This window comes from Novosphingobium kunmingense, from assembly GCF_002813245.1.
In the GTDB taxonomy this organism is placed as follows: Bacteria; Pseudomonadota; Alphaproteobacteria; order Sphingomonadales; family Sphingomonadaceae; genus Novosphingobium; species Novosphingobium kunmingense.
The window spans coordinates 353,102-367,032 of record NZ_PHUF01000004.1; the positions used below are offsets into that span (position 1 = coordinate 353,102).

Genomic DNA, 13,931 nt, shown 5'->3' on the forward strand with positions numbered 1-13,931 from the left:
ACGTGGGTAGGCGGGATCAGGGGAGGAGAGGAGGAACCTGACCCCGCCAAGCTCGGTTACTCAGATGTTGTAGGCGCGTTCGCCGTGTTCGTTGATGTCGAGGCCTTCGCTTTCGACTTCAGCCGACGGACGCAGGCCGATGGTGTACTTGAGGCCCAGGAACAGCACGGCCGAAACCACACCGGTCCACAGCACCGTGGTACCTACCGCCCAGATCTGGGTCATCACCTGGCCGGTGAGATCGAATTCGCCCGCCTTGGCGACCGGTGCGGTGTAGTCGATCCAGCCCTGGCCGCCCCACGCCGGGTTGGCGACGAAGCCGGTGCCGATCGCGCCGACGATCCCGCCGACCGCGTGGATCCCGAAGACGTCCAGGGTGTCGTCGTACTTCAGCTTGTTCTTCACCGTCGTGACGAAGAAGAAGCAGACTACCGTGGCTACGGCGCCGAGGATTATCGCGGTGCCCGGGTGGGCAAAGCCCGCAGCCGGGGTGATCGCGACGAGGCCGGTGACCACGCCCGAAGCGGCACCCAGAAGCGACGGCTTCTTGTGGACGATCTGTTCGATCACTGCCCAGGTCACGCCTGCCGCAGCGGTGGCGACGAAGGTGTTGATGAAGGCGAGCGCGCCGAAAGCGTTGGCTTCAAGGCCCGAACCCGCGTTGAACCCGAACCATCCGATCCACAGTAGCGAGGCGCCGATCATGGTCATGACCAGGCTGTGCGGCGGCATGGGCTCCGTCTTGTAGCCGAGGCGTGGACCGATCACGAGGCACCCGATCAGACCGGCAACGCCTGCGTTGATGTGGACCACGGTGCCACCGGCGAAGTCGAGCGCACCCCAGCCCCACAGCAGGCCGCTGTCGTCGGGCGCGGCGTGGAGGAAGTCCGGTCCGGCCCAGTACCACACCATGTGCGCGATCGGGAAATAGGCCAGCGTCAGCCAGAGGACCGTGAAGATGATCAGCGGCGTGAACTTCACGCGTTCGGCAAAGGCGCCGACGATCAGTGCCGGCGTGATGCAGGCAAAGGTCATCTGGAAAATGACGAAGACGTATTCCGGCAGATAGACGCTGTTCGAGAATGTCGCCGCGAAGGTGGTCGGATCGACCCCCATCAGGAAGGCCTTGTCGAGCCCGCCGACGATCTTGGGGAACGGGGTCCCGGTCGAGGTGAAGGCCATCGAGTAGCCCCAGCAGAACCACACCAGCGCAGCTACGCAGACGATGGTCAGGACCTGCATCAGGACGCTCAGCATGTTCTTGGCGCGGACGAGGCCGCCGTAGAACAGCGCGAGCGCCGGTACCGACATGAGCAGGACGAGCGCGGATGCGACGAGCATCCAGGCGACATCGCCCTTGTTGACCATTTCAGCGGTCGGCGTGAAGGCGGCGGTCGCGGTCGCCGCTTCGGTGGCGGTGGCAGCGGCATCGACAGCCGCCTCGGTCGCGTCCTGCGCGAAAGCGGCCGTGGCGGCGAGGAGGCTGGCTCCCGCTGCGCCCACGCCGCAGACAAGCTTGCGGATCATTGGGAAGTCCCCCCTTAGCGAAGTGGTGTTCGTCGCGCCCATCACAGCGCGGTGTCCCCGGTTTCACCCGTGCGGATGCGCGTGGCGGAAGCGAGGTCGAGCACGAAGACCTTGCCGTCGCCGATCGCTTCGGTGCTGGCGCTCTGCTGGATGGTTTCGACTACCTGCGGCGCAAGCGCATCGCTGCACGCCACTTCGATCTTCACCTTGGGCAGCATGTTGGTCGAATATTCCGCGCCGCGGTAAATCTCGGTCTGCCCCTTTTGCCGGCCAAAGCCCTTGACCTCGGATACGGTCATCCCCGCGACGCCGATGGCGCCGAGAGCATCGCGCACCTCGTCGAGCTTGAACGGCTTGATGATGGCGATGATGTATTTCATGCCGATCCCCTGTTTGCCTACCGACCCCTCGCCGGCATCGGCAAGCACAGCAAGACGCGTGCCAATCTGGAACTTTTGGCGGATTCAAGGGTTTCGGCACGCCAGTAAGTTACCGGAGCCTCATCGAACGCGCGCGAAAGCTGCGCACCTGCCTAATTTTTGGGCACAGCTAGCCTTGCAAAGACCGGCAGGTGGTCCGAGGCGACCGTGGCCAGGGCCGAATGGTGAACGCGGGTGTCGCCGACCTGCCAATCATCCGAGACCACGATCCGGTCGAGCTGGGCGACGGGGCGGCGGGCCGGGAACGAGCGGCCTGGGGTCAGCACCCGCCAGGGACTGTGAAACTCGCGCCAGCAGCCGCCGTGGAGCGCCCATTCGTTGAAATCGCCCATCATCACCGCCGGGCAGGCCGGACCGCAGTGCGCGACGTCGGCGATGATGGTGCGCAATTGCTGGCGGCGGCGCAGGCCCGACAGGTCGAGGTGCATGCCGACCACCCTCAGGCGCTGGCCGTGGGCAATCAGATCGGCCCGCACAGCGCCGCGCGGCTCGAGCGTCGGCAGGGGGACGATGCCCGCTTCGGCCACTTCGATGTGGCGTTTCACCAGAAGGGCGTTGCCATGCCAGCCGATCGAATCCGGACGCTGGTTCAGGGCCACGGCGCGGTAGTCCGACAGGTCGTCGAGCAACTGGCGCGGCAGGACCGTCTCGCGGCGGCCAAAGCGGCGGTCAGCCTCCTGCAGCGCGACCACGTCGGCGTCGATCTCGTGCAGGACCGCCAGGATCCGGTCGGGGTCGCGCCGCCGGTCGAGACCCACCGCCTTGTGGATGTTGTAGCTGGCGAAGGTAAGCTGCATCTATCCCGCGATGTAACGGTCGGTCGGTCGGGTCGGCAGCCCGTCGATCGAACGGGTCCGCCCCCCGACCTTGTCCATCCACGCCGCCGGATCGGCCTGGGCGTGGTATTTGGCCAGCGTCTGGCGCTCCTTGTCGAGCGTCATGATCGGCACGCCCCAGCCGCACGAGGTCTGCACGCTGTCGACCGCGATGTCGAAGATCTGCCGGGTGCCGGGCAGCAATGTGAAGTGCGCTTGAAGTTCGTCCCAGCGGGCGTCCTGCGGGAGCACCGCCTTGCCGTGGCCGTAGAGCCGCAGGATCAGCGCCGGCTGTTCGAAATTGCACATCATGATGGTGATGCGGCCATCGGCGGCAAGGTGCGCGTGGGTCTCGTTCCCCGAACCGGCGAGGTCGAGATAGGCGACGCGGTTGGGCCCGAGCACCTTGAAGGTCCCGTCAAGGCCCTTGGGGCTGAGGTTGATGCGCCCCGCGTCGGCGGCGGTCGCGACGAAGTAGATCGCCTGGCGCGCGATCATCGCTTCGTGATCGGGGGTGATGTGATTGGTGAAGTCGGCCATGGCGGTTCCCTTCGCGAAAGAACGGGCCGCCTTGCCTAGCGTTCCTTGGTCGCGCTGAAAACCAGGTCGGGGTTCTTTTCCTGCTGGTAGGACACGTCCCAGGCCGAGCGGGCGAGGAACACCGGATCGCCGTCGCGGTCCTTGGCCAGGTTCGCCACGTTGAAGTCGGCAAAGCCCTTCAACGCGGCGTCACTGCCCTTGAGCCAGCGCGCGGTGTCGAAGGGCGCGGCCTCGAGCATGGCCTCGACCTTGTATTCGGCCTCGAGCCGCGAAATCAGAACATCGAGCTGCAACTGGCCGACGACGCCGACGATCCATTGCCCGCCAAGTTCCGGGTAGAACACCTGGATCACGCCTTCCTCGCTGAGGTCGTCGAGCGCCTTCCGCAGCTGCTTGGTCTTGGTCGGATCCTTGAGGACCACCCGGCGCAGGATTTCGGGCGCGAAGTTGGGCAGGCCGGTAAAGCGCACCTTGTTCGTCTCGCTCAGCGTATCGCCCACCCTAAGCGTACCGTGGTTCGGGATGCCGATGATATCGCCAGGCTCGGCGGTATCGGCGATCTCGCGGTCCTGGGCAAAGAACAGGATCGGCGAATGGATCGCGACCGGCTTGCCCAGCGCCGACGGGGTCAGCTTCATGCCGCGCTTGAACGTGCCCGAGACCAGCCGCATGAAGGCGATCCGGTCGCGGTGCTGTGGGTCCATGTTGGCCTGGACCTTGAAAACGAAGCCGGTCACTTCCTTGGCTTCGGGCAGGATCGTGCCCTGTTCGCTAGGCTGCGGGCGCGGCGGCGGGGCGTATTTCGCGATGGCGTCGATCAGTTCGGTGACGCCGAAATTCTTGAGCGCCGAGCCGAAATAGACCGGCGTCAGATCGCCATGGCGGTAGGCCTCAAGGTCGAAGTCGGGATAGCCGCCGCGGGCCAGTTCGATCTCCTCGGCGATGTCGTCCGGAATTCCCTCGGCCGGGGTGCGCGTGCCGAGGAACTCGCGGCTGTCGCCTTCCGGGCGGCTGATCGTGTCGGTCGCGAAGTCGAGCACGCCCTGGAACACGCCGCCCATGCCGATCGGCCAGGACATCGGCACCACGTCGAGCGCGAGCGCGTCGGCCACCTCGTCCAGGGTCTCGAACACCGACCGCCCTTCGCGGTCGACCTTGTTGACGAACGTGATGATCGGCACCGAACGCATCCGGCAGACCTCGAACAGCTTGCGGGTCTGGGGCTCGATGCCCTTGGCCGCGTCGATCACCATGATCGCCGAATCGACCGCGGTCAGCGTGCGGTAGGTGTCTTCGGAAAAGTCCTCGTGGCCCGGCGTGTCGAGCAGGTTGAAGGTGATCCCGTCCTTCTCGAAGGTCATCACCGATGAGGTGACCGAGATCCCGCGCTGCTGCTCGATCTTCATCCAGTCCGAACGCGCCCGCCGCGCCTGGCCGCGCGCCTTGACCTCGCCCGCCAGGTGGATCGCCCCGCCCTGCAGCAGGAGCTTTTCGGTCAGCGTGGTCTTGCCCGCGTCGGGGTGGGAAATGATGGCAAAGGTGCGGCGATTGGACATGGTCGCCGCCCTTAGCGGCAGCACGCCTGCCGGTCTAGCCGAGCCCGTCCTTGAGCAGGGCGTTGGCGGTGGCCGCGACCTTGCCCAGATCCGCATCTGCGTCCATCACGCCGAAGCGCAGGCCGAGAAACACGTTCATCCCCATGATCGCCCAGGCGTGGACCTCGCCAGGCTCGGCGCCCAGTTCGCCTTTGGCATGGGCGGCCTGCAACCGTTCGAGAATGCGCGCGGCGGTGTTCAAGTAGTGCGCGCGCCAGGCTTCGGGGGCGACGAATTCGGCTTCGTCGATGATCCGGTAGATTTCCTTGTGCTCGCGGGCAAAGCGCAGGAACGCCTCGAGCGCGACCCCTTCGGCCTCCACCGCCCCGCCCGCATGACCGCGCAGGACTGGCGCGACCTGGTCGCGCACCCGCCCGCTCATGTCGGCAACCAGCGCCTTGAACAGCGCCTCCTTGGAATCGAAATAGGTGTAGAAGCTGCCCAGCGCCACGCCGGCGCGGATCGTGATCGAGACGATCGAACTGTCGTGGAAGCCCTTTTCGCCGAATTCGGCCGCCGCAGCGTCCAGGATCGCGCGCTGCGTCCGCCGCCCGCGCTCGGTTCGCGGCACTTTCGCGCCCGGCGCCTTGCCGTCCTGTTGTGACGCTTTTGCCACGGTTTTGATCCCTTTTGCCTCTTCCCTGGCGCGACCGCATAATCAAAGTTGAAAGTTGGTTCAACTTTTATATAAGCCGACTCAGATAGCCGGTCGCAGCATCGGCTTCGCCTTTTGGAGGGAGAGAGATACCGATGCCGATGCGCAACCTGTTTTGCCGTGCCTCATTGATCGCCGCCGCCACCGCCGGGCTGTATGCCCTGCCCGCGCAGGCGCAGGACGCGGCCGCGACCGACGAAGCTGAAACCGCCGCAACCGATGAAGGCGCAATCGTCGTCACCGCCCGCCGCCGCGAAGAAACGCTGATTTCGGTTCCGATCGCGATCACCGCGCTGACCGGCGATCAGCTTGCTGCCAAGGGCGCCGGCGACATCACCGCTCTGGCCGAAACCGTCCCCAACGTGACGCTGGAATCCAGCCGTGCGACCAACTCCACGCTGTCGGCCTTCATCCGCGGCGTCGGCCAGCAGGACCCGGTTTCGGGCTTCGAACAGGGCGTCGGCATCTACCTCGACGACGTCTATCTCAACCGTCCGCAGGCCGCCGTTCTCGACATCTATGACGTCGAACGGATCGAAGTGCTGCGCGGCCCGCAGGGGACGCTCTATGGCCGCAACACCGTGGGCGGCGCGATCAAGTACGTGACCAAGCGTCTCGCCAACGATCCGCGCCTGTCCGCCCGCGCGACTTACGGCAGCTACAACCAGATCGACGGCGTTGTCAGCGTCAGCGCTCCGATCACGTCCGACGGCGTGCTGCGTGTCGGCGGTGCCCTGGCCCGCCTGACCCGCGACGGCTTCGGCACGAACCTGACCACCGGCCTCGACAACTACGACAAGGACGTCTGGGCTGGCCGCGGCACGCTGGAAGTCCACGGCAACGGCATCTTCGCGCGCGTTTCGGGCGATTACACCCACGACAAGTCCAACCCGCGCGGCGGCCACCGCGTGATTGCCGGCATGGTTTCGGGCGCGCCGGTGCTGAGCAACGTCTATGACACCCGCGGCGGGCTCAACACCCCCAGCCAGGACGTCAAGGCCTGGGGCGTTTCGCTGTTCCTCGAGGCGGAACCGACCGACTGGCTGACGACCCGCTCTATCACGTCATACCGCAAGGACGACTCGGCCACCCCGATCGACTTCGACGCGCTGCCCGCAGCCGACGTCGACGTTCCGGGCTACTACCGCAACCGCCAGTTCAGCCAGGAACTGCAGGCGCTGGTCAACTTCGGCAAGCTCAACGGTCTTGTCGGATTCTACTATCTCGACGCTTCGGCGCTGACCCAGTTCGACGTGCGCCTGTTCGTCCAGTATCCGTCGCCCTTGCTGCTGACGGCCTATACCAATGCCGACATCGGCACCGAGACGATGGCCGGTTTTGCCGACTTTACCTATGACTTCACCGACCAGCTCAGCCTTTCGCTGGGTGGCCGATATACCTGGGACCGGCGCGACGGTTATATCCTGCGCCAGTACTACCTCGGCGGCGGTTCGCCGGTGTTCGGCGGGGCCGGCATCCCCTACCTTGCGCCGCTGACGAATTTCCGCGGCAACAGCACCTACACCAAGTTCACACCTAAGGCGACGCTGACCTTCAAACCCGACCGCGACACCACGGTCTATGGTTCATACTCGCAGGGCTTCAAGGGCGGCGGCTTCGATCCGCGCGGCGTCGGTGCAAGCGCGCCGGCAGGCGTCACCCAGGCCCAGTTCCTGAGCTTCAAGCCCGAACAGGTCGACAGCTACGAAGTGGGCTTCAAGGCCAACCTGTTCGACCGCCGTTTGTACATCGCCACGGCCGCGTTCTACATGGACTACAAGGACGTGCAGATCCCGGGTTCGGTGCCTTGCGTGGCGGGCGGATTCACAACCTTCTGCGGCGTCGTCTCCAACGCCGGCAAGGCACGCATGAAGGGCTTCGAATTCGAAGGCCGCGCCAAGATCATCGACAGCGACGCCGGCACGCTCACGCTTTCGGGTTCGGTGGGCTATATCGATGCCAAGTACCTGCAGTACGTGACCAACGTTGCCGGCAAGCCGACCGAGGTGTCGCAGTACCGCCACGTCCAGAACACGCCCGAATGGTCGGGCAGTGCGAGCCTTGACTGGGCCATGCCACTGGCCGACGGCACCCTGACGATGGGCGCCGGGATGTCGTTCAAGAGCAAGACCTACCAGTTCGAGATCGCCAATCCGTACCTTGACCAGCCGGCCTACCAGCTGTTCGACGCCAGCATCGTCTACAAGGCACCCGGCGGCCGCTGGAGCCTGGGGGTCTACGGCAAGAATCTGACCAACGAACGCTACCGCACCTCGGGATACACCTACATGGCTGTCAACGCCACGACAGGGCAGATTGCGACCCCGATGATGTCCGCTCTGGGCCTGGAAGGCATCCTGACCACGTTCTATGGCAACCCGCGCCAGGTCTTCGCCACGGCAACGGTCAACTTCTAAGTCTGCTGCTGGGCAGGTGCCGTCGGCATGAGCGGCACCCTGACCAAGGAAGGCCGCGCCGATCCTCAGGGATCAGCGCGGCCTTTTCATGACGATATAGAGCGCACCCGCACCGCCATGGCGGGGGTGCGCTCCGCGGACGGCGGCGATGCGGTGGGCATGGGGCCCGGCGGCCAGCCAGTCGAGCACCTTGGCGCGGATCGCGCCACGCTGGCTGCCACGGTCGGCCGCCTCGGCCGGACGCGGCCGACCGGTGATCAGGAGGACCAGGCGCGCGCCCATCGCGACCGCCTGGGTCAGGCCCTGGTCGAGCCGGGCGTGCGCCGCTTCGAGCGTGTGGCCGTGGAGGTCGAGCGTGAAATCGGGCTGGATCGAGGCACCCTTGAGCTTGCGCTCCCACGAGGAATCGAGGCCGTGCCGATCAAGCGGGCGCGGTGCGGGGCTTTGCGTCACGATCCTCGCCGGCAAAGGTGCGGCCCTGGCCTTCCTTGGGAGCGGTGCGGGCGGCGCTGGCACGACCGTGGGGGGCGGCGCCACTGCGATGCGGGCCGGCGGAGCCAAGGGCTTCACGGTCTGCGCAAGGCGGCGCCAGAGCTCGGCCTCTTCGGGCGTCAGGCCGCGCGGCGGACGGCTCATCGCGCGTTTAGGCGCTGAAGCGTTCCCTTGGGCAGGAGCAGCACGGCCTCCCCGCGCCCGCTCATCCCGCCGGCCGTCGTGCGCGCGGCGGAACCGGCGCCCCAGAACGTGTCGAACCGGTTGGCGCCCTTGATCGCACCCCCGGTGTCCTGCGCGATCCACAGCCCGCTGGCTTCGGGCCGGTCGAGCGACAGCCACACCGGGGCGCCCAATGGGACATAGGCCGGATCGGCCGCCACGCTGCTTCTGGCGCGCACCGGAACATTGAGCGCGCCGAGCGGCCCGTCGCCCGTCAGTTCCTTGAAGAAGATCCACGACTGGTTCTGCTGCATCAGCTCGCGCCCGGCTTCCGGGTTTTCGCGAATGTATTGCATGATGCCCTGCATCGAGCCGGAATACTGGCCCGGCCCCTCGCCGATCAGCCCGCGTGCGCGCATCACGCTGCCGATCCCGGTATAGGGGTGTCCGTTCTGCCCGGCATAGCCGATCCGCATAACGCTGCCGTCGGGGCCGATCAGGCGGCCCGATCCCTGGATCTGCAGGAAGAAGAACTCGACCGGATCGGCCGCCCAGCCGATTTCCAGGCCCTTGCCGGCGAGCGCGCCGCCCTCGATCGCGGCGCGGTCGTAATAAGGGACGAAGGTTCCGGTTTCGTCGTAGCGGCCCAGCGGCTGCGTGCCGCGCTCGGTCGGTGGGGCATCTTCGGGCCGCGCGCGGACGAGGTCCGGCGGGAGCTTGAAGACCGGCACATCGTAGCCCGGCCGGCGGGTGCGCACTCCGGCAATCTCGGGCTCGTAATAGCCCGTCGCGTGGGCCTTGCCGTCGCCGATCCGCACCGGCTCGAGCCAGGTAGCGAAGAAGCGTGCGGCATCGCCTGTCGGCCAGGTCGTTGCCGCGGCACAGGCGGGCTTCCAGTCTTCGGGCCGGGTCAGGCCCGACTGATCGGCGCGCGTCGTAACGCGGGGGCAGCTTTCGCGAAACGCGGCCAGCGCAGTCGCTGCATCATCGCCGGCAAGGCCGAGCGAGGCGACCGACGGGCCCGCCGCCGCGCCCAGCAGCAGGGCGCTGGTCAGGCCGGCAGGCGGCGCGGTGGAAACCGGCGGCGCCGGAATGCGCGTTTCGGGGATCAGGCGCCCGCAGGCGCTCAGCAGCACGACAAGAAACAGCGCGGCCAGATGGCGCGGGGGCGACCGCGTCATGCGAGGGCCTACCCTTCGTCGGTTTCGTCGAGCAGCCAGTCCGGGCTGGACGAGCCGGTATCGCGGCTGAAAGTCCACAGGTCATGGGCTTCGACGGCGTCGTCGAGCGAGCCGGCGATCATGACGCCGTCCGCGTCGCGCGTGACGGCAGCGATATCGGCCAGGAAACGCACGGTGATGCGCGCAGTCGTGCCCTGAAGGGCCGCGGCGACAATGGTCGCCTCCTCGATCCGGATCAGGCGGTTTGCGACCCGCTCGCCGGCGGCTTCGCGCGCATCGATGGCGGCGTTGAAGCCTTCGAGCACATCGCGGTCGCACAGGTGGGCCAGCGCGTCGCGATCGCCCTTCCAGAACGCCTCAAGCACCATCCGGTACGCCGCCTTGGCGCTATCGAGAAAGGCCAGCGTATCGAACCGCTTGTCGATAGCGGCAATTTCCTTGAGCCCCCGCTCGATCGCCGGGGTAACCCCTGGGACCATAACGCGCGGCGGCACGGCGCCGGACTGGCTGTTGGGAATTTCGGGCGCAACCGGCCGCTTGGCGCCATCGCCCTTGGGCTCGAACCGCGGCTGCACCGGGCGCTCTTCATGTTCGGCACGGCGGCCGAGCACGGAGTAAAGCCGCAGCCCGAGGAAGGCGGCGACCATGGCCAGGATGACGATCTCTACGGTCTTGTCCACGAATCCAGTCCTTGCCGCCAAACGCGGCCCAATGCGCCACTTTAGCCAGAAATAGGTATCAATGACAAATGAACAACGCGTGGATGGGTTCCGGACGTGCATTAATTGCGGCGTATGCGGCGGTGCAAACGCCGCGGCTTAGGCGTTGCCGCCTTCCCGGCGCGGTGCTAGGCGCGCGGCCACGTTTCGCGTTTTTACCCTGACCTGGAAAGCATCCGACATGTCCGACGACGGCAGCATCATCACCGACCTTGGCCTTGAAACCCCGGTGCCCAATGGCGCCGATACCTCGCCGGCCGCGGGCATAATCTCGCAGTACGTGCGCGACCTTTCGGTGGAGAATCCCAACGCGCCGGACAGCTTCCAGTGGCAGGATCCGCCGCAGATCGACGTGCAGTTCAACATCAGCGCCCGTCCGCTGAGCGACGAGGTGAGCGAGATCGCCCTGAAGATCGAGATCACGTCGAAGTGCCAGACCGGCACCGCCTTTATCGTCGACCTGACCTATGCCGGCCTTGTCGGCATGCGCAACCTCGACGAAGCCTCGATGCACGCCTTCACCTATGCCGAAGCGCCGCGCATCCTGTTCCCCTTCGCCCGCCGCGTGGTGGCCGATGCCGTGCGCGATGCGGGCTTCCCGCCGCTGCTGCTCGAACCGATCGATTTCAACGGCCTCTACGTCCAGCAACTGCAGGCGCAGCAGGACGCCGAAAGCGAAGCGGCGGAAGGCGTTTCGACCAATTGATCCCGGCACCGGTCGCCAGGCTGTCGGCGCGGGCTGAGCGATGAACCTTGCCAAGGCACTGGGTTCGATCGGCGGCCTGACGCTGGCCAGCCGCGTCCTGGGCCTTGCCCGCGATGCCCTGTTTACCCGTTATCTTGGGGCGGGCTTTGCCTCGGACGCGTTTCTGGTCGCCTTCCGACTGCCCAACATGTTCCGGGCGCTGTTCGCTGAAGGGGCGTTCTCCTCGGCCTTCATCCCGCTGTTCAACAAGAAGGTCGCCAATCCCGACGGTCAGGGCCTGAAGGACGGGATCGCCTTTGCCGAAGCGGCGCTGGCGGTGCTGCTGCCGGTCCTGATCGTCATGACCTTGCTGCTGGAGATCTTCGCCTGGCCGGTCACCCTCGCGCTGTCGGGCAGGTTCAACGGCGTGACACCAGAGCAGTTCGCTTTCGCGGTCGAACTGTCGCGCTGGACGATCCCCTACCTCCTGTTCATCAGCCTCGTCTCGCTGCTTGGCGGCATCCTCAATTCGCTGCACAAATTCTGGATCAACGCGGCCGCGCCGATCCTTCTGAACCTGACGCTGATCGCCGCCCTGCTGGCCTTCAACAGCCACGACCCACTGTTTACCGCGCGCAATCAGGCGATTGCCGTGTCGGTTGCGGGCCTGCTGCAACTGCTCTGGCTGGCCTGGGCCTGCCGCGCCAACGGGGTCAGTCTCAAACTGCGCCGCCCGCGCCTGACGCCCGAGGTCAGGCACCTGCTCAAGCTGATCTGGCCCGCTGCGGCCGGCGCCGGGGCAGTGCAGATCAACCTCGTCATTTCGACCGCGCTGGCCGCATCATTGCTGGCCAGCGGTTCGGTCACCTACATCTACATGGCCGACCGGCTGAACCAGCTGCCGCTGGGACTGATCGGGATCGGCCTTGGGACCGTGTTGCTCCCGCTGGTCTCGCGGCAGCTTGGCGAAGGCAACGAAGCCGGCGCGCTCGAAACGCAGAACCGCGGCATGGAACTGGCGCTGCTGTTGACCCTGCCGGCAACAACGGCGCTGGTCCTGTCGGGCGAGCCGATCGCCGCCGCGCTGTTCGGCTACGGCCGCTTCACGGCGCAGGACGTCCATTTCACAGCCCAGGCTCTGGCCGCGTTCTCGGTCGGCCTGCCCAGCTACATCCTGATCAAGGTGCTGACGCCGGGCTATTATGCGCGCCACGATACGAAGACACCGGTGCGCTATGCGATGATCTCCATGGCGGTGAACCTCGTGCTCAACCTTGCGCTGATCATGCCGCTGCAGCACATGGGTCCGCCGCTCGCCACCGCGATCGCCTCGACCGTCAACGTCTGGATGCTTTACGCGACGCTGAAGAAGCGCGGACAGTTTGCCGCCGATGCGCGGTTGAAGCGGCGCGCCCCGCGCCTGCTCTTGGCCGCGCTCCTCATGGGCGGGCTGCTCTGGGCGGCGCAGGCCTGGATCATGCCGTTCACCCACGGCGTCTGGTGGAGCCGGGTCCTGGCGCTGGCGGCGCTGGTCAGCGCGGGCGCGCTGGTCTATGCGCTCGCGACGCTCGTGCTGGGGGCCTTCACCCGCGACGACATCAAACTGCTTTTGCGGCGCAAGGCCGCCTGACGACAGGGACTTTCGATGCGTATCGTTTCCGGCATCCAGCCGACCGGCAACCTGCACCTGGGCAATTATCTGGGCGCGATCCGCAACTGGGTGAAGATGCAGGACGAAGTGACCGCAGCCGGCGGGCAGTGCCTCTATTTCCTGGCCGATCTGCATGCCATCTCGATGCCGCACGATCCGGCGCAGCTGGGCGCCAACACGCGCGAGATGGTCGCGGCGCTGGTCGCCTGCGGGATCGATCCCGACCGCTCGATCCTGTTCAACCAGACGCAGGTCCCCGCGCACGCCGAGCTGCAGTGGCTTTTGAACGGCACCGCCCGCATGGGCTGGCTCAATCGCATGACCCAGTGGAAGGACAAGGCCGGCAAGAACCGCGAAGGAGCCAGCGTCGCGCTGTTCACCTATCCGGTGCTGCAGGCCGCCGACGTCCTGCTCTACCAGGCGACCCATGTCCCGGTGGGCGACGACCAGAAGCAGCACCTCGAACTGGCGCGCGACATTGCGCAGAAGTTCAACAACGACTTCGCCCCCGAGGGCCAGCCGGTCTTCGCCCTGCCCGAACCGACAATCCCGCCCGAAGCCGCGCGGATCATGTCCCTGCGTGACGGCACCGCCAAGATGAGCAAGTCCGATCCTTCGGACATGAGCCGCATCAATCTGACCGACGATGCCGACACGATCATGGCCAAGGTCAGGAAGGCCAAGACCGATCCCGAACCCCTGCCCTCCGACAAGGGCGGGCTGAACGGTCGGTCCGAGGCGGCGAACCTCGTCGCGATCTATGCCGTGATGGCGGGCGAAACGGTCGATGCCGTGCTGGGCCGCTTCGGCGGTCAGGGCTTCGGCGCTTTCAAGCCGGCGTTGGGCGAGCTGCTGGTCGAGGGGCTGGCCCCGATCAACGCGCGGTTCCTGGCGCTGCAGAACGACCGCGAGGCGCTCGACACGATTTTGGTCAAGGGGGCGTACAAGGCGCGCGAGCTGGCCGCGCCGACGCTGACCGCCGCTTACCAGGCGCTGGGATTGGTCCGCTTTTAAAGGCGATCGTGCAATCCTGGTGGTGTCCACTTTCGCAC

13 protein-coding genes are annotated in these 13,931 nt (G+C 66.4%); 4 read left to right on the top strand and 9 right to left on the bottom strand.

Annotated elements, in window-relative coordinates:
• Positions 1-60: 60 nt before the first annotated feature.
• The 6 genes from B0I00_RS11095 to B0I00_RS11120 all read right to left on the bottom strand — a co-directional run bounded on the left by B0I00_RS11095 (position 61) and on the right by B0I00_RS11120 (position 5,533).
• A complete protein-coding gene (locus tag B0I00_RS11095) occupies positions 61-1,527 on the bottom strand; it encodes an ammonium transporter (protein WP_100867450.1) in 1,467 nt (488 codons plus the stop codon).
• 41 nt (positions 1,528-1,568) lie between these two features.
• Entirely contained in the window at positions 1,569-1,907 is a 339-nt protein-coding gene (locus tag B0I00_RS11100; RefSeq protein ID WP_100867766.1) for a P-II family nitrogen regulator, read from the bottom strand.
• 152 nt (positions 1,908-2,059) lie between these two features.
• A complete protein-coding gene (locus B0I00_RS11105) occupies positions 2,060-2,764 on the bottom strand; it encodes an endonuclease/exonuclease/phosphatase family protein (RefSeq protein ID WP_100867451.1) in 705 nt (234 codons plus the stop codon).
• On the bottom strand, positions 2,765-3,322 hold the full coding sequence (locus B0I00_RS11110) for a pyridoxamine 5'-phosphate oxidase family protein (protein ID WP_100867452.1): 558 nt from the start codon (positions 3,320-3,322) through the stop codon (positions 2,765-2,767).
• A gap of 35 nt (positions 3,323-3,357) precedes the next feature.
• Positions 3,358-4,878 carry a peptide chain release factor 3 gene (locus B0I00_RS11115; RefSeq protein WP_100867453.1) on the bottom strand — a complete coding sequence of 507 codons (1,521 nt, stop codon included), beginning with the start codon at positions 4,876-4,878 and terminating at the stop codon, positions 3,358-3,360.
• Positions 4,879-4,912: 34 nt separating this feature from the next.
• Positions 4,913-5,533 (bottom strand): TetR/AcrR family transcriptional regulator, encoded by a 621-nt coding sequence (locus tag B0I00_RS11120; RefSeq protein ID WP_232730208.1) that lies wholly within the window; start codon positions 5,531-5,533, stop codon positions 4,913-4,915.
• A 134-nt stretch (positions 5,534-5,667) separates the two neighbouring features.
• Between B0I00_RS11120 and B0I00_RS11125 the strand changes: the two genes are divergently transcribed.
• The gene (locus tag B0I00_RS11125; protein WP_100867455.1) at positions 5,668-7,989 is read left to right on the top strand and encodes a TonB-dependent receptor; all 2,322 of its coding nucleotides are present in this window, start codon (positions 5,668-5,670) and stop codon (positions 7,987-7,989) included.
• 72 nt (positions 7,990-8,061) lie between these two features.
• Here B0I00_RS11125 and B0I00_RS11130 read toward each other — a convergent pair whose 3' ends face one another.
• From B0I00_RS11130 to B0I00_RS11140, 3 genes are read right to left on the bottom strand one after another with little or no spacing between them, the layout of a single operon-like run.
• Positions 8,062-8,625, bottom strand: coding sequence for a Smr/MutS family protein (locus B0I00_RS11130; RefSeq protein WP_100867456.1), 564 nt, complete (start codon positions 8,623-8,625; stop codon positions 8,062-8,064).
• Positions 8,622-9,824, bottom strand: coding sequence for a murein transglycosylase A (gene mltA, locus B0I00_RS11135; RefSeq protein ID WP_100867457.1), 1,203 nt, complete (start codon positions 9,822-9,824; stop codon positions 8,622-8,624). The genes B0I00_RS11130 and mltA overlap by 4 nt, the downstream gene beginning before the upstream one ends.
• 8 nt (positions 9,825-9,832) lie before the next feature.
• On the bottom strand, positions 9,833-10,471 hold the full coding sequence (locus B0I00_RS11140) for a Tim44/TimA family putative adaptor protein (RefSeq protein WP_100867767.1): 639 nt from the start codon (positions 10,469-10,471) through the stop codon (positions 9,833-9,835).
• 253 nt (positions 10,472-10,724) lie between these two features.
• Between B0I00_RS11140 and secB the strand changes: the two genes are divergently transcribed.
• From secB to trpS, 3 genes are read left to right on the top strand one after another with little or no spacing between them, the layout of a single operon-like run.
• Positions 10,725-11,249: a protein-export chaperone SecB gene (secB, locus tag B0I00_RS11145; protein ID WP_100867458.1), complete on the top strand. Its 525-nt coding sequence runs from the start codon at positions 10,725-10,727 to the stop codon at positions 11,247-11,249.
• Positions 11,250-11,289: 40 nt separating this feature from the next.
• On the top strand, positions 11,290-12,858 hold the full coding sequence (gene murJ / locus B0I00_RS11150) for a murein biosynthesis integral membrane protein MurJ (protein ID WP_100867459.1): 1,569 nt from the start codon (positions 11,290-11,292) through the stop codon (positions 12,856-12,858).
• 15 nt (positions 12,859-12,873) lie between these two features.
• Positions 12,874-13,893 (top strand): tryptophan--tRNA ligase, encoded by a 1,020-nt coding sequence (gene trpS / locus B0I00_RS11155; RefSeq protein WP_100867460.1) that lies wholly within the window; start codon positions 12,874-12,876, stop codon positions 13,891-13,893.
• Positions 13,894-13,931 lie beyond the last annotated feature (38 nt).